The 22008-nt window shown below is 58.3% G+C and carries 19 protein-coding genes; 2 read left to right on the plus strand and 17 right to left on the minus strand.

What is annotated here, in order from left to right; translation table 11 throughout:
- Positions 1 to 10: 10 nt before the first annotated feature.
- The 6 genes from fabG to ACQE3D_RS04595 form a co-directional block, all read right to left on the minus strand.
- On the minus strand, positions 11 to 739 hold the full coding sequence (gene fabG / locus ACQE3D_RS04570) for a 3-oxoacyl-ACP reductase FabG (RefSeq protein WP_071155215.1): 729 nt from the start codon (positions 737 to 739) through the stop codon (positions 11 to 13).
- Positions 732 to 1688 (minus strand): ACP S-malonyltransferase, encoded by a 957-nt coding sequence (fabD, locus tag ACQE3D_RS04575; RefSeq protein ID WP_064026090.1) that lies wholly within the window; start codon positions 1686 to 1688, stop codon positions 732 to 734. Before fabD ends, fabG begins: the two co-directional genes overlap by 8 nt.
- Position 1689: 1 nt before the next feature.
- Positions 1690 to 2658, minus strand: coding sequence for a beta-ketoacyl-ACP synthase III (locus tag ACQE3D_RS04580; RefSeq protein ID WP_064026092.1), 969 nt, complete (start codon positions 2656 to 2658; stop codon positions 1690 to 1692).
- The gene (plsX, locus tag ACQE3D_RS04585) at positions 2655 to 3683 is read right to left on the minus strand and encodes a phosphate acyltransferase PlsX (protein WP_082885389.1); all 1029 of its coding nucleotides are present in this window, start codon (positions 3681 to 3683) and stop codon (positions 2655 to 2657) included. Before plsX ends, ACQE3D_RS04580 begins: the two co-directional genes overlap by 4 nt.
- Before the next feature lie 84 nt (positions 3684 to 3767).
- On the minus strand, positions 3768 to 3950 hold the full coding sequence (gene rpmF / locus ACQE3D_RS04590; RefSeq protein WP_064026096.1) for a 50S ribosomal protein L32: 183 nt from the start codon (positions 3948 to 3950) through the stop codon (positions 3768 to 3770).
- A 1-nt stretch (position 3951) separates the two neighbouring features.
- Positions 3952 to 4464 (minus strand): YceD family protein, encoded by a 513-nt coding sequence (locus ACQE3D_RS04595; RefSeq protein ID WP_313728949.1) that lies wholly within the window; start codon positions 4462 to 4464, stop codon positions 3952 to 3954.
- 68 nt (positions 4465 to 4532) lie between these two features.
- Here ACQE3D_RS04595 and ACQE3D_RS04600 point away from each other — a divergent pair, with 68 nt between their 5' ends.
- Positions 4533 to 5111 carry a Maf family protein gene (locus tag ACQE3D_RS04600; RefSeq protein WP_313728948.1) on the plus strand — a complete coding sequence of 193 codons (579 nt, stop codon included), beginning with the start codon at positions 4533 to 4535 and terminating at the stop codon, positions 5109 to 5111.
- Between the two features lie 13 nt (positions 5112 to 5124).
- Here ACQE3D_RS04600 and ACQE3D_RS04605 read toward each other — a convergent pair whose 3' ends face one another.
- From ACQE3D_RS04605 to ACQE3D_RS04655, 11 genes are all read right to left on the minus strand, one after another.
- Positions 5125 to 5982, minus strand: coding sequence for an HDOD domain-containing protein (locus ACQE3D_RS04605; RefSeq protein WP_064026102.1), 858 nt, complete (start codon positions 5980 to 5982; stop codon positions 5125 to 5127).
- A 5-nt stretch (positions 5983 to 5987) separates the two neighbouring features.
- The gene (locus ACQE3D_RS04610) at positions 5988 to 6569 is read right to left on the minus strand and encodes a lytic transglycosylase domain-containing protein (protein ID WP_409521091.1); all 582 of its coding nucleotides are present in this window, start codon (positions 6567 to 6569) and stop codon (positions 5988 to 5990) included.
- Positions 6570 to 6575: 6 nt separating this feature from the next.
- Positions 6576 to 7778, minus strand: coding sequence for a formate-dependent phosphoribosylglycinamide formyltransferase (purT, locus tag ACQE3D_RS04615; RefSeq protein ID WP_313728946.1), 1203 nt, complete (start codon positions 7776 to 7778; stop codon positions 6576 to 6578).
- A complete protein-coding gene (locus ACQE3D_RS04620; protein ID WP_064026109.1) occupies positions 7778 to 9370 on the minus strand; it encodes a MutS-related protein in 1593 nt (530 codons plus the stop codon). The genes purT and ACQE3D_RS04620 overlap by 1 nt, the downstream gene beginning before the upstream one ends.
- A 36-nt stretch (positions 9371 to 9406) precedes the next feature.
- Complete coding sequence (gene hemH, locus ACQE3D_RS04625; protein WP_313728945.1) at positions 9407 to 10384, minus strand: ferrochelatase; 978 nt, start codon at positions 10382 to 10384, stop codon at positions 9407 to 9409.
- Between the two features lies 1 nt (position 10385).
- A complete protein-coding gene (folE, locus tag ACQE3D_RS04630) occupies positions 10386 to 10931 on the minus strand; it encodes a GTP cyclohydrolase I FolE (RefSeq protein WP_064026113.1) in 546 nt (181 codons plus the stop codon).
- Positions 10932 to 10971: 40 nt separating this feature from the next.
- Positions 10972 to 11958 carry a tRNA dihydrouridine(20/20a) synthase DusA gene (dusA, locus tag ACQE3D_RS04635; RefSeq protein WP_313728944.1) on the minus strand — a complete coding sequence of 329 codons (987 nt, stop codon included), beginning with the start codon at positions 11956 to 11958 and terminating at the stop codon, positions 10972 to 10974.
- A 127-nt stretch (positions 11959 to 12085) separates the two neighbouring features.
- Complete coding sequence (locus ACQE3D_RS04640) at positions 12086 to 13465, minus strand: DUF1302 family protein (protein WP_313728943.1); 1380 nt, start codon at positions 13463 to 13465, stop codon at positions 12086 to 12088.
- Positions 13466 to 13530: 65 nt separating this feature from the next.
- On the minus strand, positions 13531 to 14433 hold the full coding sequence (locus ACQE3D_RS04645; protein WP_313728942.1) for an outer membrane lipoprotein-sorting protein: 903 nt from the start codon (positions 14431 to 14433) through the stop codon (positions 13531 to 13533).
- Between the two features lie 9 nt (positions 14434 to 14442).
- A complete protein-coding gene (locus ACQE3D_RS04650) occupies positions 14443 to 17157 on the minus strand; it encodes an efflux RND transporter permease subunit (RefSeq protein ID WP_313728941.1) in 2715 nt (904 codons plus the stop codon).
- Positions 17158 to 17543: 386 nt separating this feature from the next.
- Positions 17544 to 20027, minus strand: a complete 2484-nt coding sequence (locus ACQE3D_RS04655) for a penicillin acylase family protein (RefSeq protein WP_313728940.1) — start codon at positions 20025 to 20027, stop codon at positions 17544 to 17546.
- A gap of 884 nt (positions 20028 to 20911) precedes the next feature.
- On the opposite strand from ACQE3D_RS04655, the gene ACQE3D_RS04660 reads away from it, so the two are divergent.
- Positions 20912 to 21916, plus strand: a complete 1005-nt coding sequence (locus ACQE3D_RS04660) for a hypothetical protein (protein ID WP_313728939.1) — start codon at positions 20912 to 20914, stop codon at positions 21914 to 21916.
- The last annotated feature ends 92 nt before the right edge of the window (positions 21917 to 22008 follow it).

Genomic DNA, 22008 nt, shown 5'->3' on the forward strand with positions numbered 1-22008 from the left:
GATCGCCGGCCTAGGGCATGTACATGCCGCCGTTGACGTGCAGGGTTTCGCCGGTGATATAGGAGGCTTGCTCCGAGGCCAGGAAGGATACCGCGTGGGCGATTTCTTCCGGCTGACCGAGGCGGCCCAGCGCGATCGCGCCCAACAGGCTGTTTTTGATGTCGGCACCCAATTCCTTGGTCATGTCGGTATCGATGAAACCCGGCGCGACGGTGTTGACGGTGATGCCGCGCGAGCCGACTTCCTTGGCCATCGACTTGGCGAAACCGACCATGCCGGCCTTGGCGGCGGCGTAGTTGGTTTGGCCGGCGTTGCCGGTCGAGCCGACCACCGACGAGATATTGATGATGCGGCCGTACCGGGCCTTCATCATGCCGCGCGAGACGGCTTTACACATTCTGAACACCGAGGTCAGATTGGTGGCGATGATGTCGTCCCATTCCTCGTCTTTCATCCGCATCAGCAAGTTGTCGCGGGTAATGCCGGCGTTGTTGACCAGCACGGCCGGCGTGCCGAATTCGTCGCCGCTGATTTTGACGAAGTGCTCGATATCGGCGGCGTCGGCCACGTTCAGCTTGTAGCCCTTGCCGTTGTCGCCCAAATACGCGGAAATGGCGTCGGCGCCGGCGGCGGAGGTGGCGGTGCCCAGCACGTGGAAGCCGTCGGCGGCCAGTCTTTCGGCAATGGCCCGGCCGATACCCCGGCTGGCGCCGGTGACGATGGCGATTTTTTTATCCATTCAATTGCTCCACAACGTTGGCTAGGGTGTCCGGATCGTAGACCGCCAAGTGGGCGGCGTCCGGGGCGATGCGTTTGTTCAGGCCCAGCAGCACTTTGCCGGGGCCGCATTCGACAAAGGCGGTCACGCCTTGTTCGTGCATGAATTTGACGCTCTCGACCCAGCGCACCGGTTTGAATAGTTGTTCTTTCAGCGCATAGCGGATGACTTCCGGCGAGCCGTGCGATTTGACGTCCGCGTTGTGGATCAACGTCATCGCCGGCATGTCCAGCGCGGTGTTTTCCAGCAACGCCGCCAGTTGGCCGGACGCGGCTTCCATTAAACCGCAGTGCGAGGGCACGCTGACCGGCAGTTTTAACGCGCGCTTGGCGCCCAGTCCTTTCAGAGCGTCGATGGCTCTATCGACCGCGGCGGCGGCGCCGGCAATCACGACTTGGCCGGGGGCGTTGAAATTGGCGGCCGCGACGATTTCACCGTTGGCTACTTCGGCGCAGGTGTTAACTACTTGGTGGTCTTCCAGGCCGAGGATGGCCGCCATCGCGCCCTCGCCGGCCGGCACGGCTTCCTGCATCAGGCGGCCGCGTTCGGCGACCAGTTTGATCGCGTCTTGGAAATTCAGCGCGCCGGAGCAAACCAAGGCGGTGTATTCGCCCAAGCTATGGCCGGCCATCCAGGCTGGACGGATCGTGGTGGTTTCGCACCAGACCCGCCAAGCCGCGACGCCCGCCGCCAGCATGGCCGGCTGGGTGTTGCGGGTTTGATTCAGGTCGGTTTCCGGACCGTTGGCGACCAGATTCCACAGATCGAATCCCAGTGCTTCGGAGGCTTGGGCGAAGGTGTGTTCGACGGTCGGGTGGGTTTCGGCCAGCGCGGCCAGCATGCCGATGCTTTGCGAGCCTTGGCCGGGGAAAACGAAGGCCAGATTGTAGCTTTGTGCGTTTGGATTCATTTCAGTACCGAATTAAAGCGGAACCCCAGGTAAAACCGGCGCCGAAGGCTTCCATCAGCACGGTTTGGCCGCGTTGAATACGGCCGTCGCGCACGCCTTCGTTGAAGGCCAGCAGCACGGAGGCGGAGGAGGTGTTGCCTTGGTTTTCCAACGTGAGGATGACTTGGTCCATCGACATGCCCAGCTTTTTGGCGGTGGCGGCGATGATGCGGGTATTGGCCTGATGCGGTACCAGCCAGTCGATGTCGCTTTGGGCCAAACCGCTGGCTTCCAGGGTTTCGTCGACGATACGGCCCAATGTGTTGACCGCGACCTTGAAGACTTCGTTGCCGCGCATGCTGATATAGGGCGCTTCGTCCTGCTTGGCGGTCGCCGCGACTTGCGGGTTGGGGCAATACAACAGGTCTTCGTAGCCGCCGTCGGAATGAATATGGGTGGACAGGATGCCGGGCCGGTCGCCGGCGCTCAGCAACACCGCGCCGGCGCCGTCGCCGAACAGGATGCAGGTACCGCGGTCGCTCCAATCGACGATACGCGAGCAGATTTCGCTGCCGACCACCAATACGGTTTTGGCGAAGCCGCTTTTGATGTATTGGTCGGCGATGCTGAGTGCATAGACGGTGCCGGAACAGGCGGCCTGAATGTCGAAACCCACGCCGCGCTTGATGCCCAGGCGTTCCTGCAATAGGCAGGCGGTGCTGGGGTAGACTCGCTCCGGCGTGCCGGTGGCGACGATGATCATGTCGATGGCGTCGGCCGGCAGATTGGCCATCTCCAGCGCCTGACGGGCGGCGATCTCGGCCATGCTGGAGGCGGTTTCGTCCGGCCCGGCGATCCGCCGGCTTTTGATGCCGGTGCGCTCCTGAATCCAGCTATCCGACGTATCGACCATCGTTGAAATGTCGTCGTTGGTTCGGACGGTTTCGGGCAAGTAGCCGCCGGTGCCGATCACTTGAGACCAGATTGTCATGCCACAACCTTTTGGGCTAGCGCGATTTCCAATTTTTCGCTGATTTTACGGATGACGCCTTGCGCCACTTCGACTTCGGCCAGATGGATCGCGGTTTCGAAGGCCAACGCGTCGGCGCCGCCGTGACTTTTGATGACCAAGCCGCGCAAACCGATGAAACTGGCGCCGTTGTAAAGGCGCGGGTCGATGCTGTCCTTGAAGCGTTTCAGCACCGGATAGGCCACCAGGCCGGCCAGCTTGGTCAGCCAGTTTTGCGAAAAGCTGTCCTTGAGTTTGGAACTGATCATTTTCGCGGCACCTTCGATCGATTTTAACGCCACGTTACCGACAAAGCCATCGGTGACGATTAGATCGACCTTGGTATGGCCGGCGTTGATCGAATTGCCTTCGACGTAACCGATGTAGTTGAGCTCGGAATTTTCCAGCAATTTCGCGGCCGCCTTGACCTGCTCGTTGCCTTTCATGTCTTCTTCGCCGATGTTCAACAGGCCGACGCGGGGGCGTTCGATGTTTTCGACCGCCTTGACCACTTCCTCGCCCATCACCGCGAATTGGTACAGGTGCTCGGCGCTGGAATCGACGTTCGCGCCCAGGTCCAGCACATGGGTGTGGCCGAAGGTGGAGGGCAGCGTCGAAATGATGGCCGGCCGGTCGATGCCGGGGATCATTTTCAACACGAAACGGGCGGTCGCCATCAACGCGCCGGTATTGCCGGCGCTGACGCAGGCGTCGGCCCGGCCTTCCTGAACCAGGTTGATCGCGACCCGCATCGACGAATCTTTCTTGTTTTTCAGAGCCTTTTGTGGCGGTTCGTCCATTTCCACCACCTGCGATGCATGTTCAATGCTAAGCCGGCCGGCGAATTCGGTCAGGGCCGAGCCGAGTTTGTCCTTCAGCAAGGTCTCGTCGCCGACCAGGATCAAATTCAGTTTCGGGTTTTTTCTTAGACAAACCAGCGATGCGGGTATCGTGACTTGCGGTCCGAAATCCCCGCCCATGGCATCGATAGAGAGAGTTACGCTCACGCTTGGGATTAACTCCTGTGGTCGGAAGAAGCCGACAACAGCAGAAATACCCGTCGGCTTTACGTGATGGTGAATTTGCGAAGATTAATCTTCGTCTCTGCCGGCAACGATCTGGCGGCCTTTGTAAAAACCGTCCGGGGTCATGTGGTGACGCAGATGGGTTTCGCCGGTCAGGGTGTCCTGAGACAGGGTTTTGCCGACCAATGCATCGTGTGAACGACGTTGACCGCGTCTGGAACGCGATACTTTGCTCTTTTGTACTGCCATTTCAATCTCCAGTTTTTTTAAGTTTTGCTAACACGGAAAAAGGATTGTCTGCCTTAGTCCGGCTATCGGTGTAGTCGTTGTCCGAGGAGCTGTTGCGCTCGAGACAGCGGTGCTCGTGTCTGGGAAAATCCGGAATCGCCAGCAGGATTTCGTCCTCGACAACCGCGTGTAGCGAGATTTTGTCGTCGTCCAGCACTATCGGTTCGTAATCTTCCAATCGTTCGGCCTCGGTCGGCGTGGCGACGACGGCCAATTTGAAGCGAATGTCCAGTGGCCAGGCCACGCCTTGCAGGCAGGACTGGCATTCCAGTTGCACCGTGCCGACGATTTGGCCGCTCAACACGACACGCTTGCCTTCCTTGTCGAATTCCAGCCTGACGTCCACCGCGCCGTCGCGCTCGACAACGTAGTCCGACAAGCGTTCGAATTGGGCCAGCGCGAGCTGGCCCGCCACGGTGCCGCGCCTTTCGGCGAACACCAGAGGATCGATACGGTCGGGAAACTTGTCTGACATAACTGTACAATGATACAGACTACTCGCGGCCGCGTCAAACAAACACTCGATTAAACAATCACCTAGCCATGTCCGCTCTCGTTCTCGCTTCCGGCTCGTCTTATCGTCGGCAATTGCTGGCGCGCTTGCAGCTCGCATTTACCGTCGCCGCCAGCGACGTCGACGAGACGCCGCTGGTCGGCGAAACACCGGCCGACCTGACGGCTCGCTTGGCGTTGGCCAAGGCTCAGGCTTTGCGCGCCGTGTATCCAGAGCACTTGATTATCGGCTCGGATCAAGCGGCGGCAATAGACGGTGCTACCCTGGGCAAACCCGGTGGTCGGGAGGGGGCGATTCGGCAGCTCGCCCTTCAAGCCGGTCGGGTCGTGACATTTTACACTGCGGTTTGTTTGCTTGACGCCGGTTCCGGCCGCTGCTGGTGCGATCTCGATGTCTGCCAAGTGCATTTCCGGCCACTGACGCCGGCGCAAATCGAGCGTTACGTCGATCGCGAACAGCCGTTCGATTGTGCGGGTAGTTTCAAGTCCGAGGGATTGGGAATCGCGCTGTTCGAAAAAATCGTCGGCGACGATCCGAATGCCTTGATCGGCTTGCCGCTGATCAAACTGACCACGTTACTGGAACAGGCCGGCGTTTCGGTTTTGTAGGGTAGCGCGAACTTTAGTGAAAGCGCTTGCCCGGCGACAGCAATTCGAACATGTGCATGAATTCGCCTTCCACCTGTCCCATCAAGGCGATGATTTGTTCGCGGCTCAGCCGGGTCAGCGACAGCGATTGTTCCGACAGCATCGCCGCCGTGGCCTCGACGCCGTCCGCGTAGCGACCGCTATCGGCCAGCAGGGCCGAGATGTGTAGCAAGTGAGCGTCCAGTTTGTGGACCAAGGCGCGATTCGGTTCCAGGTAGCAGCCGACGGTTTCGTATAGGGATTCCGGTAGGCCCCAGCTTTTCAGCAGTTCCTGACCGACGTCGGCGTGGGTAAAGCCGATAATCTGGTATTCGAAGCCGGGTACCAAGCCGCGGTCGTGGTTGGCCGCCAGCAATACGGTCCGTGCCGCGTCCGGCATTCGTATATACAACACCAGCGAGCCGATGTCGTGCAGCAGGCCGGCCAGAAACAGCCGCTCGGCGTGTAACACGCCGCTGCGTTTGGCGAGCAGCCGAGCGATGACGCCGCAGTGCACGCTGCGCATCCAGTAGGCGGTCATATCCACCAGCTCGCAGGGAATCCGGCTGAATTCGTCGACGACCGACGTTGCCAGGATTAGATTGTTCAGATCGTCGACGCCGATAATGGTGATGGCGCGCGAAATTGTGTCTACCTTGGACTGAAAACCGTAAAACGGGCTGTTGACGATGCGCAGCAGCCGGGCGCTCAGTGCCGGGTCCTTGGAAATCACCTTGCCGAAATCCGTCATCGTGTAACGCGGATCGCGCACCATTTCGTTGAGTTGGAAATAGATGTCCGGCAGCGAGAACAGCTTGGTCGTGTCGTTGACCAGACTTTGTAGCGAGGACACGGGCACTAGCCTTTTCCGTAGAGCGACATCACATGTTGGACATAATTTTGAGTCTCGGGGTAGGGCGGAATCGTGTAGTTATACTTCATCACCGCACCTTCGCCGGCGTTGTAACCGGCCACGGCCAATTTCAGGTTGGAATTGAACATCGCTAATAGATCCTTCAGGTAGCGGGTGCCGCCGTCCACGTTTTGTTCGGCGTCGCGCCGGTCGCTGACGCCGTAACGCCGCGCGGTGTCCGGCATCAGCTGCATCAAGCCGACGGCTCCGGCGGACGACACGGCATTGGGGTTGTAGGCCGATTCGGCCTGAATCACCGCATGCAACAATTTGGGGTCCATCTGATGCTTGGCGGCGGCTTTGGCGATCAAGTCGTTGAACTTGCTTTTGTTCGCCGACAGATATTTTAGATCGTGATTGTAAGTTTTGGGGCGGGTGCGGATGATCAGCCGGTAGTCGAAGCCTTTTTTCGGCTCGTCGGTGTAATACACCCGGCCGTCAGGCGCGACGTATTTGTAGATATCGGCCTGACCCGACCCGACGGCGAACAGCAGAAACCAAGCGGCGGGCAAGCGTTTCATCGCCATATTCGGCTAATCCGCCGCTAAGATCCTGATCGCGGCGGCGGCCCGCACCGCGTTGGCGGTGGCTTCCTCGACATCGGCGGCGGTCGCCAGCGCGACCCCCATCCGCCGGGCCGCGAAGGCTTCCGGTTTGCCAAACAGTCGCACTTCGCTGTCCGGCACCGCCAATGCTTGCGCCAAGCCGTGATAGACCACGTTTTTCGCATCAATGCCGCCCAAAATGACCGCGCTGGCCGCGACCTTGTCCAAGCCGGTGTTGACCGGCAGACCTAAAATCGCTCTGGCGTGCAAATCGAATTCGCTCTGGCGTTGGCTGACCATCGTTACCATGCCGGTATCGTGCGGGCGCGGGCTGACTTCGCTAAACCAGACTTGATCGCCGCTGACGAAGAGTTCGACGCCGAACAAGCCCAAGCCGCCCAAGGCTTCGGTGACGTTGCCGGCAATCTGCCGGGCCAGTGCCAGCGCCGCGTCGCTCATGGCCTGCGGTTGCCAGCTTTCCCGGTAGTCGCCGTTTTCCTGGCGGTGGCCGATCGGCGCGCAAAAATGGGTTTGGACGGTACCGTCGGCGTCCAACGCGCGTACCGTCAGCAAGGTAATCTCGAAATCGAAATCGATTTTGGCCTCGACGATGACCTTGCCGGTATCGGTTCGGCCGCCGGCCTTGGCGTAATCCCAGGCGGCCTGGAGTTGATCGGCGGATTTAACCATCGATTGGCCCTTGCCCGACGACGACATGGTCGGTTTGATGAAGCAGGGATAGCCGATACCGTTTTCGACCGCTGATTTTAACTGTTCGAAGGTTTCGGCGAAGGCGTATCGGGACGTGGGCAAGCCCAGATGCTCGGCGGCCAGTTGGCGGATGCCTTCGCGGTTCATCGTTAGTTGGATCGCCCTGGCGTTGGGTACCACGGTTGCCGAGCCTTGCGCTTCGATGTCGGCCAGGGCGCCGGTGGCGATGGCTTCCAGTTCCGGAATGATGTAGCGCGGCTGCTCCCTGGCGATCAGGGCCGTTACCGCCGCCGCGTCGGTCATGTCGATGACGTGGCTGCGATGGGCGACCTGCATCGCCGGGGCATTGGCGTAGCGGTCCACCGCGATGACTTCGACGCCGTAACGTTGCAGCGAAATTGCGATTTCCTTGCCCAATTCGCCGCTGCCCAGCAACAGGGCTTTAGTGGCGGCGGCGCTGATGGGGGTTCCTAGTGTCATCACGATTGGGCTAAATAGTGGTCGATATCTTGTTTGGAAAAGCCGATTTTCTTGGCCACCCGGTCGGCATGGCTGATCCGGGAAATGCCGGCTACCAACTTGAAGGTCGGCAGATCGTCGGCGAATTCGACTTGTTTGGGATCGGCGATTTTGCGTTTGACGAATTCGTCCACCAGTTGATGGTTGTGGGTAATCAGGATCGTACTGTTGCCTTTGCGGTAAAAACCGTCCAAGACATCGATCGACGATTGCATCTTCTCTTCAAAAGTAGTGCCTTCCGCCATTTCGTCAAGCACGACCAAGCTTTTCGCACTGCTGGCCAGGAAAATGTCCCGGGTGCGTTTCAGCTCGGTGCCGAAGCGGCCCTCGCCGTCGTCGAGGTGGCTGATTTCCGGCGCCTGGTAGAAAATTCGGTCGGCGACGCTGAGTTTGGCCGACTTGGCCGGTACGAAGCAGCCCACCTGAGCCAACAACTGGATTTGGGTAACGGTCTTGCAAAAAGCGGTCTTGCCGCCGCTGTTCGGTCCGGTGACGCAGACCAGACGGGCTTGATCCATCGTAAAATCGTTGCCGACATAGTCCGGGTTTTTATTGCCGAGTACCGGATTTTTAGCGTCGGTCAATACCATGTCGTGGCGCTCGCCGCCGTGCAGTTCCGGCAGCACCATATCGCTGCCGTAATGTTCGGCGTATTTGATGAAGGCCAGCAATTCGTCGAGTTGGCCCAAGGCGTCCAGCAAATCGCCCAGCGCCTTGGATTGGCGGAAGATATTGCGCAACGGAATGATGCAGTTGTCGCGGTCGTAACCGCCGACCACCGGAATATACACCAAGGCCAGCGGCAAAAAGAATACCGAGGCGATCGACAGGCCGTCGCGGGTCACTTCGAATATATTGGACGGGAAGACTTTGGTTATGCCCCAGATCACCGCGACGATCATGGCGATCAGTAGCGGCTTGAACAAGGTCGGTCGGAATATCGTCGCCGGCGCGAACGAGTGCTTGCGCTCTTCCTTGCTTTGGATGCCTTTTTCGCTGTTGTACACCGGGCCGACCATTAGCGAGTATTCGTTGCTGTCGGCAAACGCGGCGATTTTGTCGAAGATGGCTTGCAAGTACGGTGTTTTCGGCTTTCCGGAATTGTGGATGGCGCCGACCAGTTCCAGCGGAAGGCGGATGCCGCGACTATAGGGTTTGTAGCCGTAGCCTTCGATTTGATGGTCTTGGCGGGCGGTGCCGAAACTGCCCAGAAACTCGCCGAACAACAATACGTAGAGGCGTTTTTCGGTTTCGGCGGCGCGGGCCACGATCGTTTCGATGTTGTCGCGTACCGCCGGATTGTCCTGAATTTCCCGCACCGCCGCTTGTTTGGCGGCAATCGCGTCGGCGTCGGCCAACGGCTGGGTCAGCGAGCGGTACAGCACCGATTGGCCGGCGGTCGTCGCGGCGTAATTGACGTGGTCGAACAATTCGTCCACTTCGATGGTGTTGAACGCGCCTTGGTCGATGACGCCGGCGCCGGTCGGCGGCGGGGTGCTGGATCGCACCGTGGGCCATTGGTCATTCCAGCTTTCTAAGATATTCGCTTGCATGCTGCCTCCCCGGTTTTATTTTATGGTTCCGCGTTTCTAACGCGCGGTTTCGATCAAAGCTTGCATCACCTCGACGTGGGCGTCGCTGTCGTTCAAGGCCGGAATATAGCGGTAGGTTTCGCCGCCGGCTTCCAGAAAAATCTCCCGGTTGGCGATGGCGATTTCTTCCAAGGTTTCCAAACAGTCTACCGAGAATCCGGGGCACAGCACATCGATGTTGCGTATTCCCTGGGTCGGCAGTTCCGCCAAGACTTCCACGCAATAAGGTTTCAGCCATTCGGCGCGGCCAAAACGCGATTGGAATACCAGACGCCATTGGCCGTCGGCCAGTTCCAATTGCTCGGCAATCCGTTTAGCGGTGGCTTGGCATTGGTAAAAATACGGGTCGCCGAGTTCGGTCAGTTTAGCCGGCAGGCCGTGGAAGGACATTAGCAGACAGTCGGCTTGGCCGTGTTCGGCCCAATGCGTGCGTACCGAATCGGCCACGGCCCGAATGTAGGCCGGGTGTTGGTGGAATTCGCCGATAAAACGCAGCGACGGCAGATGCCGCCAGCCGACGAAGACTTCGGCGACCACGTCGAAAATCGACGCGGTGGTGGTCGAGGAATATTGCGGATACAGCGGCACGACGACGATGTCTTCGACGCCGTTTTGCTTGAATTCGGCCAGTTTCTCGGCCAGCGCGGGTTTGCCGTAACGCATCGCATATTCGACTTGAATGTCGGTGCCGGCCAGGCGCGCGGCCAGTTTTTCGGCCAGCCGTCGGGTGAACACGATCAGCGGCGAGCCTTGCTCGGTCCAGATCGCGCGATAGGCGTGGGCCGATTTTTTCGGGCGGAACGGCAGAATGAACAAATTCAGGATCAGCCACCACAACGGCCGAGGCAGATTGACGACGCGCGGGTCGCCCAGAAACTCGCGCAGAAAGCGGCGCACGTCGCCGATCTTGGTCGAGGCCGGCGAGCCCAGATTGACCAGCAGAACGCCGGTTTTGCGTAGCGCTTGCCGGCTCATGTTATTTGCGGTTGATCAGATTGAGGAATTCGGAACGGGTGCTGATTTCCTGACGGAAAATCCCGGTCATTACCGACGTGGTCATTACCGAGTTTTGCTTTTCGACGCCGCGCATCATCATGCACAAATGCTTGGCTTCGACAACCACCGCCACGCCGCGCGCGCCGATCGCGGTTTCCACCGCCGTGGCGATCTGCCGGGTCAGTTGTTCCTGGATTTGCAGGCGGCGGCCATACATGTCGACGATCCGCGCCAGTTTGGACAGTCCCAGCACCCGGCCCTGCGGCAGATAACCGATGTGGCATTTGCCGATGAAGGGCAGTAAGTGGTGCTCGCACAACGAATACAGTTCGATGTCCTTGACGATGACCATGTCCTCGGTGTCGGCCTGAAAAATGGCATCGTTCAGCACGTCGTCCAGCGTTTGCTGGTAGCCCTTGTTCAGGAATTTGAAGGCTTCGGCGGCGCGTTTGGGCGTGTCGCGCAAACCTTCGCGGTTGACGTCTTCGCCTATCGCTTGAATGATTTTGGAAAAGTATTCTTCCATTGCCGTCCCCCAGGTAAAAAAATGCGGTGAGTATACCGTATCACCGGGTAAATTCTAAGGCGTCCAGCAAGACCCCGGCGCCGGCGCCGGGTTTGTTGGCATTCTCGCTGAGATGGCGCCGCCAGGCCCTGGCGCCGTCGACCCCGTGGAACAAGCCCAGGATATGCTTGGTGATCGCGTGCGGGCGCACGCCCAACCCGGCCTGTTGTTCGAGATAGGGCAGCATGGCTATCGCAATCTCGCGGCGGCTGGGAATCGTGCCGCTATTCCCGAACAGCTGGCGGTCGACTTCGGCCAGAATATAAGGGTTGTGATAGGCCTCGCGGCCCATCATCACACCGTCGATTTCTTGCAATAACTCGGCGGCGCTGTCCAGCGATGTCACGCCACCGTTGATGGCGATCGTCAAATGCGGAAAATCCTGTTTCAGTCGAAACACCACGTCGTATTGCAGTGGCGGAATCTCGCGGTTTTCCTTAGGCGACAGGCCCGACAGCCAGGCTTTGCGGGCGTGGACGATGAAGGTTTCGCAACCGGCAGCCGCCACCGTCGCGACGAACTGCGCGAGCTCTTCATAGGAGTCCCGGTCGTCGATGCCGATGCGCGACTTGACCGTTACCGGTATCGTCACCGCCGCGCGCATCGCCGCGACGCAATCGGCCACCAGTCCCGGCTCGGCCATCAGACAAGCGCCGAATCGGCCGTTTTGGACCCGGTCGCTCGGACAACCGACGTTCAGATTGACTTCGTCGTAGCCGTAGTCTTCGGCGATTTTTGCGCACAGCGCCAAATCGGCCGGATCGCTGCCGCCCAGTTGCAGGGCCAGCGGATGTTCCTCGGCGTTATAACGCAAATGCCGCTCCCGCCCGCCCTGCAAAATCGCTCCGGTGGTGACCATTTCGGTATACAGCAAGGCCTCGCGGGTCAGCAGACGATGAAAGTAGCGGCAATGCCGGTCGGTCCAATCCAGCATAGGCGCAACGCTGAAGCGGTGACTTGCGAACGGCCGGTTTTCGGTGTTTTGCATTCCTCAATATTCCACGAAATTTCAGACTAAGGGGGACAATCGTATCGCAACACGGTGCCGCCTACCGAAACTGGCGCGTTTAGTTGTCATCCGCGCGGGACCGCGCCGGCTTGGCGGGCAGACGGCTTTACAGCGAGTAACTGATGCTGAATCCGAGCCTGACGTCCTGGTCAAGAACCGGTAGCGAGCTTTGTTTGTTGGCGAACGTGCCGACTACGGTACCCATCACCGACCAATGGTCGTCGATCGAATAGGTCAGCATCGCGCTGGTCAAGGCTTGGCCGGCGTTGAGCGTGCCTTGGTTGTAGGAGATGAAGGTTAGGGTGTCGTTCCAAAAGCGGCAGTTGTAGCGTATCAGCCAGGTACCGAAGATGTCGCCGTTGCTGGTGCGCTCGCTGGCGGCCAAGCCGGTGTCGTGGTCCAGAAACGAGCGTGCCTGTACCGAGGCATTGATGTTCTGGTCGTTGGTCAGCGCGTAGTCGAAGCCGAAGGATGCGCCGATTTGATCCTTGCGCGCGGTCGAGGTATGCGGGATCGGCGCAAGGATGTTCGTGTCCTCGAGCAGGCCCACGCTGTAGGCCAAGTCCAGCTTCAGCAACAACTTGCCGATGGCCCGGTTGGCGCTGGCGCCCAGCAGCCAATAACCGTTGTTCTTGGACTGGATGTGGCCGTTCAGCGTGGTCGGCGTCAGATAATGCAATTGGTTTTCCTGCAAATAGGCCGCCATCAGGGACAGGTCGCTGTGTTCGACCGACCATTGCATCCGCGCGCCGACTTCAATCGGGTGCCGGTCCGGGCTGGGATCGTCGATCGGAAATAGCGGTGCCGAGTAAGCCGGGCTGCCCTGACGCGGCAGCGGATTGAATTGCGGATTCAGATTGACGAACATGGCCCACCGCCGATTGGCGGCGAAATGCTCCCAAACCGCGAACCATTGGTTGATGCGGGCGTCCTCCACCTCTATCGTGCTCAGGTCGCGGTATTCCAACACGTTCAAGGTGTCCAGCACCGAATTGCCCTCGGCCTCGCCCCACACCAAGGTCTGTCTGCCCAGCTTGAAGGTGTGGCTGCCGAAGGTCTTGCTCAGATACAACTCGTTTAGCCGCATTTCGACGTTGTCCAGGCGCTGTTCCATTTCGATGGACTGGCTGCTCAAGCCCTCGAAATCGTAATCCGACGGCCAGTACAGCTTGGCCTGACCGCTGCCTTGCAGATTCCAGCCGGGGGCGAAGGGGTTTTGATATTTGACCAGCAGGCCGAGACGGTTGTCTTCGACGGTGGCTTGTTTGTGGACGCCGGAACCGGTTTTGTGGTCGTGAACTTGCGCGTAAAGCAGTTGGGTGAATTTGAAGGTAAATCGGTCCAGCCAGCCTGAATCGGTATCGGCCGGCGGCGATGCCGAGGCGTCGTCGAATGCTAGCGAGCCAGTGTCCGGCAAGTCCAGCACCGGTTCGGACGCCAACGCCGCCGCGCCGGGTTCGGCTCTCGCCGGGAGCGCCAGACTCAAGACGACGGCCAAATACAGCCGTGACCGCTTAGGGCCAGGTTTGCGCGGTGGGCAAGCAATCACCGTCAGTTCGTTTGGGCCCGCAATTGTTCCAGCGTGGTTTCTCTAAAAGCCACGTCGGTTAACGTGCGCTGGGTCAGAAAGTCGTCGGGGATTTTTACGCTGCTGTTGATTTCGCTGCGGGCCATATTCGATAAACGATTGGTGACCAGATTCATCATGGTTTGCGAACGCGCCGTCCAGACGCCTTTGATTTCCTCGACCTTGGAAGTCAGCAGGCGCTTGATTTCCTTGTTTTGCTTGTCGTACAGCTCGACCCGCAACGACACGTAGCGCTCCTTGTCGACGTACATTACCCGGCGGCCGTAACGGGTCTTGCGGGCGCGCTCGGCATTGGGGATGGTTTCGATTTTCCAGACCGGCCGGCCCGCTTCCACGGTGTCGCCGAGCACGTTGATCGTGTAGTCGTCCAGTTTGCCGGTTTCGGTGTCCTCGGTGGTGAATTCCGAGCCGAACAGCGAGGCCGGTTCGGAATCGTCGTCGGAATTACCGCTGGCAATACGCTTGACCTTACCCAGCGCCGACAGGTAGAGCCAGGTTTCGTTGTCCTTGCCGGTTTCGTCGTAGGTGTAATTCAACATGCCGACGCCTTTTTCGGAGGCCGGTTCCAGTACGATGGTCACCGCCTTGGTGTCTTTTTTGTTCTTGCCGTCGTTGATGCCGACCGCTTCCAATAGTTTTTCCCGAGGCGTTTCGGCGCAGGTGATTTTGTTGTCCTTGATGCCGTACTGGCAACTGGACAGGCGCGATTTGACGAAGGCCGAGTCGGTGATGCTGCGCTGGTAATCCGACAGTTTTTCCAATATGGCCCGCCCGTCCGGCGCGCCGCCTTCCTCGGCCGCCGCCGGCTGAGCCAGTAAGGCGCAGACAGTCGCCAGAATCAGCCGATTTGCAAAGCGATTACACATGCTTGAACCTCATAAATTGACGGTCGTATCGACCTGTTTGAGACCGAATTTCGGTTTGAAAGCCACCAGCAACGCCGGTAGCAAGAACAGTTCGCACAAGATGCCGACGAAAATCGCCAAGCCGCCGAAGATGCCCATCTTCGCGGTGCCGAGGTAGTCGGAAAAACCTTGAATCGAAAAACCCAAGCCCAACACCATGCCGGTAAACAGTATCGATGGGCCGACTTCCTCTATCGTCTCCCGCAAGGCTTCGGCCATGTGCCGGGTCTTGATCAGCGCCTGTCGGTAATGGGTCATGAAATGGATGGTGTCGTCCACCGCCAAGCCGATGATGACCGGCGCCAACAGCAAGGTGTCGGTATCGAGCGGTATGTCCAGCAAGCCCATCAGGCCGTAAGTGAACAAGGCCGGAATCACGTTGGGAATCAACGACAGCAAACCGGCCTGCACCGAACCCAGCGTCAGGAAAATGATCACGCTGATGACGCCCAGCGCCAACAAAAAGCCGTCGTATTGCGAATGGGCGATGATGGCCTGGGTGCGCATCGCCAGCGGAACCGTGCCGGTCAAGGTGACTTCCAGATCGGGAAACTCGTTCTTCACGTCGCCGAACACTTGTGCAATTTCCCGGTTCACTTCGTCGAAGAAGGCTTGATATTGCGAAGAACCGGCGCTGTACACGTTGACGCTGATATGCGACTGGCTATAGTCGTCGGACACGATGCCGCGCCGATCGGCCGGATTGACGCTGTTGAACAGATACAACAATTGCGCCACCATCGTTTGGGAATCCGGGATACGGTAAAACTCCGGCCGGTCTTCGTTCAAAACCCGGTATGTATCCTTGACCAGATTCGCCAGCGAATACGTCCGGCTGACCTTGTCCGGATATTTTTCGGCGATTTTTTGTTGCAGGCTATCGATGCGGGTCAGGATTTTCGGGTCGAGAATGCCGTCCGCCGTTTTGGTATCCAGCATGATTTCCATGTTTTGGGTGCCGGCCATCTTGCCGTCGGCGGTTTGGTAGGCGACCCGGATGGCGCTGCCCTCGCGGGTCAGTTCGGTGACGTTGGAGTCGATGCGCAGCCGGCTTTCGCCGTACCAGCAGGCCGCCACCAACGCGCCGAACAACAGCAAGGACAGCCGAAATTGCCGCGAGGCCAAGCGCGGCACGGCGCTCAACAAACGTTTCTGGCCGCGGATCACCGCGTAGGTCAATACTGAAATCAGCGCGATATAGCCGCCCACGCTAAAGCCCAAGGCCAGCATGACCAAGCCGACGTAGGCAATGGTGCAGACCGAGCGGGTCGCGGTAGACAATGCCAGCCAACGATTCGCCATGCGCCGCGGCCAGCCTGGTTTGACCGACGCGTCGGCCACGCCGGGATGCCAGAAATCCAACAGGATCGGCAACAGCAGCACCGAAAATAAGTAGGCCAGCCCGACGCCCAAGGTGGACATCGCGGCGAACACCCGGATCGGATAAAGCTCGGACGAAATCAGCGAAAAAGTACCGGTCATATTGGTGATGCTGGTAATCAACATCGGCAAGCCGGCGGTCGCGTAGGCATCCGAGAGCGCCTGTCGGTGGTGGTCGCCTTGCTGGCGGCGCGCTTGGTAAATGCTGATGACGTGGATGCAATCGGCCATGCAGCAAACGAACACCAGCATCACGGTCAGACTGATCATCGTCGATAGACTCTTGCCGGCCCAGGCGACCGCGCCGGTGACCCAGACGATGCTGAACAACACGATCAACACCGGCCACAGCACCGCGCTGAACGAGCGGAACAGCACCCACAGCAGTACCACGTTGATCAGTATCATGCCCAGATTCAAACCGGCCGATTGCTGCAGCACTTGCTGAACGAATTCCATCAGCGGCGGATAACCGACTGAATAAAATTCGAAGTCGTGGTCGTAGCGTTGGTACACCGCTTTCAAGGCCTTGACGAAGCGGGCGTAAACAAAATTATCGACCTTCTCGTATTGGATGGCCTGCACTTCGGCACTGTCGTCGAATTTCAAGGTTTCGGCGCCGCCGGCCACATCGCCGAAGCTGTCGTCCAAGGCCACGCCGTCGGCGTTGACCTTGGGCACGTAGTCCTTGACCGGTATCGCGCCGAAATCGGTTTGGATCAACACCGCCGCGTATTGGCCGTCCGGCGAGTAAAACGCCAAGCGATAGTCTTTTTGCGCCAGGGCCTGGGCTTTGATTTCGGCCAATTCGGCTGGATTGTCGGGCAATTGGCGCGGCACCAAGCGGTTGGAATGCAGGGTATCGCCGTCCGCGCTCTGCACGCGGAGGTTGCTTAAGGATTGTACCCGGCGAATATGGCGCAGTTCGTCCAAGTTCGCGGTCTGTCCGCCGGCATCCTTGACCTTGTCGCCGAGTTCACGCCAGTTTTCCAAGTCGTCGGTCAAGGTTTGCAAGGCGGCCAACGAACGCCGCGAGAAGACGTCGCCGTCCTTGGCCCGGTAAACCAAAAACACCGAGTCGTCGCTACCGAACTGGCGGCGAAACTTATCCAAGGCGACGATGGCCGGGTCGCTTCTATCCAGAAAGCTGTTCGCGGCGGTGTTAATGCTGGTGCGGGTCAGCGCCCCGAATAGCAAAAACAGGGTTAGCGCGAGGGTTGACAGCAAAATCCACCATTTAAACCGTATCACCCGTGTCGGGACACCGGCAAAATATCCGTTCAGACTGTCGAACAATTTTTCCATCGCTACTCCATTGCGCCGCTGCCGAAAGCGGGGAATCGATTTCGGCGGTTAAGTTTTTAGGTGTCTGAAGGCGCGGGTGTTGCCGGGGGGGAGCTGAAAAAAATCGCGCCGCTTACGCCCGCAAGCAATTACCAAGCCAAGCAAAAGGCACCGAATAGCAAGGCTTCCGGACTCTCGACGGGTGTCCGAATCACTAAACTACGTTATTTGACTCAGGCAGCGCGTGAAATGGCGCGATTGAGCGGCTAGGAATAATCGATGAGCTGGGTTGTGCGCGGCCCGGCCAGCGGTTTGGAGTACAAGCCGAGGTTTGTACTCCGCCGTTCGTCGGCGCCCATCGGGCATAGAGGCGACACCACTCCGCCTCGAAGACGGTAGGACCGGTGTTACGGCGTTGCTACTTGGTAGCGCCGCAAGCTCGGATCGGCTTCGATATCGGCATCCCGGAACAAACAAGGTCGCCAGCCTTTCTTGGAGAACAATTCAGTCTGGTCCGCGAAATGCGGCGACTCGGGGTCGGTCGATTGCGAGAAGGCCAGCACCGCTTGACCATGCGGGCCTTGCGGCGTTAATTCGACAGCCAGCAAAAACGAGGTGCCGTAATTGACCACGTAGCCTTGGTCGGTCAAACCGGTGGCCGGATTCAGCACTTTTCCCCGCTGGGTACCCGGTAGCAAGGTGTCGTTCGAGCCGCTGTAAGCCGCCATGTTCAAAATGCCTTCCTGGCCTTGACCACCGTGGATAGGAATCTTGGCGGCGTTTTTCTGGCTGAATTGCAGATCGCCCAATTTGGCATCCAATGCGATGCCGGCTTGCCGCAGCGTCTGCACGGCCTTGCCCAGCGCCAGCAGCGCTGGGTCCGGACCGTGTTTCGGCGCGGGGGCGAGGCCGTCGGGCGTCGTGAGCGGCGCGGCCGGGTCGAAGGCCCGGGCAAAGATTTTGTCCTTGGCCGACATCATCGTGTCTTCGTGGCCGCCGGCTTCCGGGCGAAACGTGCTCAGAAACTCGCGAAACAACACCGCGCCGCGGCTTTCCAAATCGAAGCGTTCGTCCCAGTTGGCCAGTATTCGGCACGCTTGGCTCAAATCGACGCGCTCGGTGCCGATTTTGACCGATTTGGCGGCGCGGCAACGCTCCACCAGGCCGGTTCTGAACAAGCGGCCGGCCAGCGATTGGTTGGACAAGGCCGCCTCCTTGACCGATTGCAGCGAAAATTTGCCGGTTTGCCGGGTCAAGGCCAGCGCGTTCATCCGGGTCCGCAGCGACGGCGGCTGACGCTCGTCGCCGTACAGCGCGTAAAAGCCTTCCAGCGGCTGCTTGGGATTGTTCAGCCAGTGGCTGTCGTTGGCGTTGAACACGAAATCGCTACGCAGCAGTTGCGGCGCGCGCTCGAACGGTAGCAAGCCCGGCTTGCGGGCGGCCGGGGCGTTAAGCCATTCGTCGCGCGATGTGCTGCCGTCCAGCAAATAGATGCCGTGAAACGCGTATAGCGCCGCGACACCCGGATCGCTTTGCTTGGCCTGTTGCCAGGCCTGCAACGCGGCCGGCGACAAATGCGGTACCGGCGAACTGTCGGCGTACCAAGCTTTGCCTTCCACGGACGTGGCGATGGTGTTCGAGAACGGTATGCTACCTGCCCAACGCCGGTGGGCGTCGATCAGGCCTTCCAAGTTCGTTGCCTTGGCCATGTCGAAAAATTGGGCGAGCATCGAATCGTTGTCGATATTGGCGTCGCGGTAAGTCAGAACGTGTTGGTTATTCCATGCCAGATCGGCCATGCCGCCGGTCAAGGCGGCCGGAATAGACAGGATCGGTCCGTAGTGGCTGCGCCACAGCTTGCGGGTTCTGGGTTCCAGTACGCCCGCGCCGTTCAGCACTTCTATCGTGTAATCGGTCGATTCCATCGCCTTGATTCCGTCGTCGTAACGATAGCGAGTTGGATCGCCCGGATCCAGCGCTAATCGGTAGAGCGTGGCTTTCGGCGACGTCGTTACGGTCAAGGTCCAGGCGACCGCGGCATTGAAGCCGACCAGCGTGTTCGGTACGCCGGGGACGGTAATGCCGTAGACGTCGAGTTTGCCCGGCACCGTGACGTGCGACTCCCAAGCCTGCAATGCGCCTTCCCACGGAAAATGCGGTTGGGCCAGCAATAGGCCGTGGCCGGACTCGCTCAAATCGCCGCCGATCGCCCAGCCGTTGCTGCCGGGCTTTGCCGAGTCGGCCGGGACTGCCGGTGGCGATACCGGCGCGCCGGCCGCTTGCGGCGGTTGGGCGTTACTCAGAAAGGAGGTCAGAAACCGGCCGCTTAAAAAGATGCTGAAATCGGTGGCAATCGCCAACAAATCAGCTGGCGTAACCGTCACGTGCCGCTTCGGGTCGCGGCAGGCGCCGGGCAATTTACCGGAATCGGCGACAGCCACAAAACGGTTGATGCCGGCGGCATGCGCGGCCAGCATGTCTTGAATATCCGCGGGTAAGCCGGCCAATTTTTTTTCCGCATCGGCCACTAAACGCAGATGTCGGTAAGCAAAATCGCTTTCGACGTTAGCTTCGTAATCGCCGGCGCCGAAATAACGCGAACGTTGGCCGCGCACCTTGATGACTTGATCCAGCAACACGCAAATCCGGTCTTCGGCCATCGCATAGCCTTGGCCGAACCAGGCGCCGGGTAGATCCGGGGCGGAGATGTGCGGAACACCGTAACTGGTGCGCCGAATGGTTGCCGAATAGGCGCGTTCGCCGACCGTGGTCGGCATGGTGTTAGGTTCCATGTTTTTCAACGACTCCGAATGACAGGTACCGCTTAAAAACGGAATGAATATAAAAGCCGCCAACGCGCAAGCGTTTGTAAATGATCGATTGGCATTCATGGTTTCTCAAGAAAACTATAAAAAACGAATAATTGAATAAGCGCTTATTTAAAGCGGGAAAGTTTTTTCGTAATAAATGATGAGGTGATTATAACGGTCCTGGATGGATCTCGTTCTGAAAATAGCGTGCGGCTGAATTGTAGTTAAATTTTTGAAAGTCATCAATCGCGGCTTTAAATTCATAACAGCTGGCGGATTAAGAATCGATGCTGAGTTTTCGCGAAAAAAATTAGCTTTTAAGCTCAGCGATTGTTCTTGATTTTAGTTGGGTGTCGCTAGGCGGCTGGGCGCCGGTAACAACAATATCTGGTGTGCATGGCGGGCTAAAAGCTGTTCGTCCTAAGCCGGCAGTAGAGCATCTTACATGGCGTATAGAACCGGATCAATCCGAATAGTCATTCTGATCTCGGCGGCCGTCGGCTGGTGTTTTCCGGTTCAATTGTCTCCGCTTCAAGCCGTCTTGGAGCAAAAAAACGACGGATTCGGCGATGCGTGTCGGCGTTTTTTTAGCACTAGGCAGGTTCGACGGAAAAATAAATTTAATATTAAATGGTATGGCATATGCCGCAAAGCGCTAAAAATTGCGTGATATGCCTTAAAAAATATTAACTTTTTGGTCAAATAAACTAGTTATTTAACACAGATTTTTAGTCGGTATGCGACAAATCGCCGCGCGACAATTTGTCTCATTGCGAATTGTTTATTCTCGCTTGAAGATGCGCCCGGCTCGAAAAAAGCCAAAGAGAGTGTTAGAGGTGTTTTTTGAACGATTAAGGGTTCTGTCTTTAAAATGCCGATTAATGCTGATTTTATTTAAAGCTGTTTAAATTATTTTTGATAATCCGCGCGCAAGCGAGCAGGTTATTCAAAACCAGGAGTTATAAATGAAAAAAAGCAATAAAATCAAAGTAGGAATATTCGCTTTAACCGCGCTATCCAGTGCATTGACGGCGATGGAGGCGAATGCGGCGATATGTACGAATGGCTCCACGAACGCCGCGACGATCACGCTAAATCAAGCGGTATTAGCCACGATGCAAGGCGATGCGTCTAGGCGAGTCCCCGCCGGAGGCACGCTTGAAACGCCTTCCGACTCGGACGTACCAACCCGGCCATGGAACGCGGGGACTAACGACTACGGCGACCGTTTCATCTACCTCAATAAGTTCTATGCCGATAGCGCATTTTCCTACGCGACTGGCGTCTCTAATACCTACCCCACCAATTACACGACCGTGACTCCTGACTCCGGTACTAAAACCCTGCCTGTCGTATGTACAACCGGCACTCCAGGTTACCAAACAGGCAATGTCGTATCCACCTACAACGGCACGTCGGGCAAGCTTGGTTTGGCCGGATTGTTTAAATTGCGTAGCTCCTTTCAAAACCCGACCTTGTCGAATCGCTTCGGGAAACTGAATTTGAGATACAACAACACGGCAGGCAGCGGATGGGAGCTATGGGAAGGCATTTACGGCGAGAGCTTTCTCAAACTAACCGAAGTCTATGAGTCTAAGTCTCCGGCGGGATGCGTGGCCGGTACCGGCGCTTGCACGCTGACCTTGAAGGCTAATCTGCGCTTCGCCAACGGTGGGGCCGCGGCCAACGCGACAGGCTGGGGCAAGTGCTATGGCGGCTTTGCCGGAGGAAATGCCGTTTGCTTGTCACCCGGCGGTGGCACAGGTGCCGGTTGGTGGATAGGTTTGGGCTTGGATACTTCTTATAACATCTTATTGATGGGAGCCGGAACCGGCACCATTACGCCTACTTCCACTGGCGTATTGAATACCGGCGTAAGCCCGGCGAGATATTGGAACGGCACGACGTTGCCAACCGGAACGGAAGCCCAGGCCTTGGTGGGAAGAATTGAAGTGACCACCAAGTATTAATCTAGGCGGTTTGCTTCGGCGATCCGGGCATGGTCATCCACCCGGATCGTTCGTTTGCCAATCAATCGCCTGGGTAAACATGCCTGTCTACT

The organism is Methylomonas sp. MS20 (genome assembly GCF_050275925.1).
In the GTDB taxonomy this organism is placed as follows: domain Bacteria; phylum Pseudomonadota; class Gammaproteobacteria; order Methylococcales; family Methylomonadaceae; genus Methylomonas; species Methylomonas koyamae_A.

Coding starts and splice junctions, on each gene's coding strand:
- fabG (WP_071155215.1), bottom strand. CDS start 739: ATGGATAAAAAAATCGCCATCGTCACCGGCGCCAGCCGGGGTATCGGC.
- fabD (WP_064026090.1), bottom strand. CDS start 1,688: ATGAATCCAAACGCACAAAGCTACAATCTGGCCTTCGTTTTCCCCGGC.
- ACQE3D_RS04580 (WP_064026092.1), bottom strand. CDS start 2,658: ATGACAATCTGGTCTCAAGTGATCGGCACCGGCGGCTACTTGCCCGAA.
- rpmF (WP_064026096.1), bottom strand. CDS start 3,950: ATGGCAGTACAAAAGAGCAAAGTATCGCGTTCCAGACGCGGTCAACGT.
- ACQE3D_RS04595 (WP_313728949.1), bottom strand. CDS start 4,464: ATGTCAGACAAGTTTCCCGACCGTATCGATCCTCTGGTGTTCGCCGAA.
- ACQE3D_RS04600 (WP_313728948.1), top strand. CDS start 4,533: ATGTCCGCTCTCGTTCTCGCTTCCGGCTCGTCTTATCGTCGGCAATTG.
- ACQE3D_RS04610 (WP_409521091.1), bottom strand. CDS start 6,569: ATGGCGATGAAACGCTTGCCCGCCGCTTGGTTTCTGCTGTTCGCCGTC.
- purT (WP_313728946.1), bottom strand. CDS start 7,778: ATGACACTAGGAACCCCCATCAGCGCCGCCGCCACTAAAGCCCTGTTG.
- ACQE3D_RS04620 (WP_064026109.1), bottom strand. CDS start 9,370: ATGCAAGCGAATATCTTAGAAAGCTGGAATGACCAATGGCCCACGGTG.
- hemH (WP_313728945.1), bottom strand. CDS start 10,384: ATGAGCCGGCAAGCGCTACGCAAAACCGGCGTTCTGCTGGTCAATCTG.
- folE (WP_064026113.1), bottom strand. CDS start 10,931: ATGGAAGAATACTTTTCCAAAATCATTCAAGCGATAGGCGAAGACGTC.
- dusA (WP_313728944.1), bottom strand. CDS start 11,958: ATGCAAAACACCGAAAACCGGCCGTTCGCAAGTCACCGCTTCAGCGTT.
- ACQE3D_RS04645 (WP_313728942.1), bottom strand. CDS start 14,433: ATGTGTAATCGCTTTGCAAATCGGCTGATTCTGGCGACTGTCTGCGCC.
- ACQE3D_RS04650 (WP_313728941.1), bottom strand. CDS start 17,157: ATGGAAAAATTGTTCGACAGTCTGAACGGATATTTTGCCGGTGTCCCG.
- ACQE3D_RS04655 (WP_313728940.1), bottom strand. CDS start 20,027: ATGAATGCCAATCGATCATTTACAAACGCTTGCGCGTTGGCGGCTTTT.
- ACQE3D_RS04660 (WP_313728939.1), top strand. CDS start 20,912: ATGAAAAAAAGCAATAAAATCAAAGTAGGAATATTCGCTTTAACCGCG.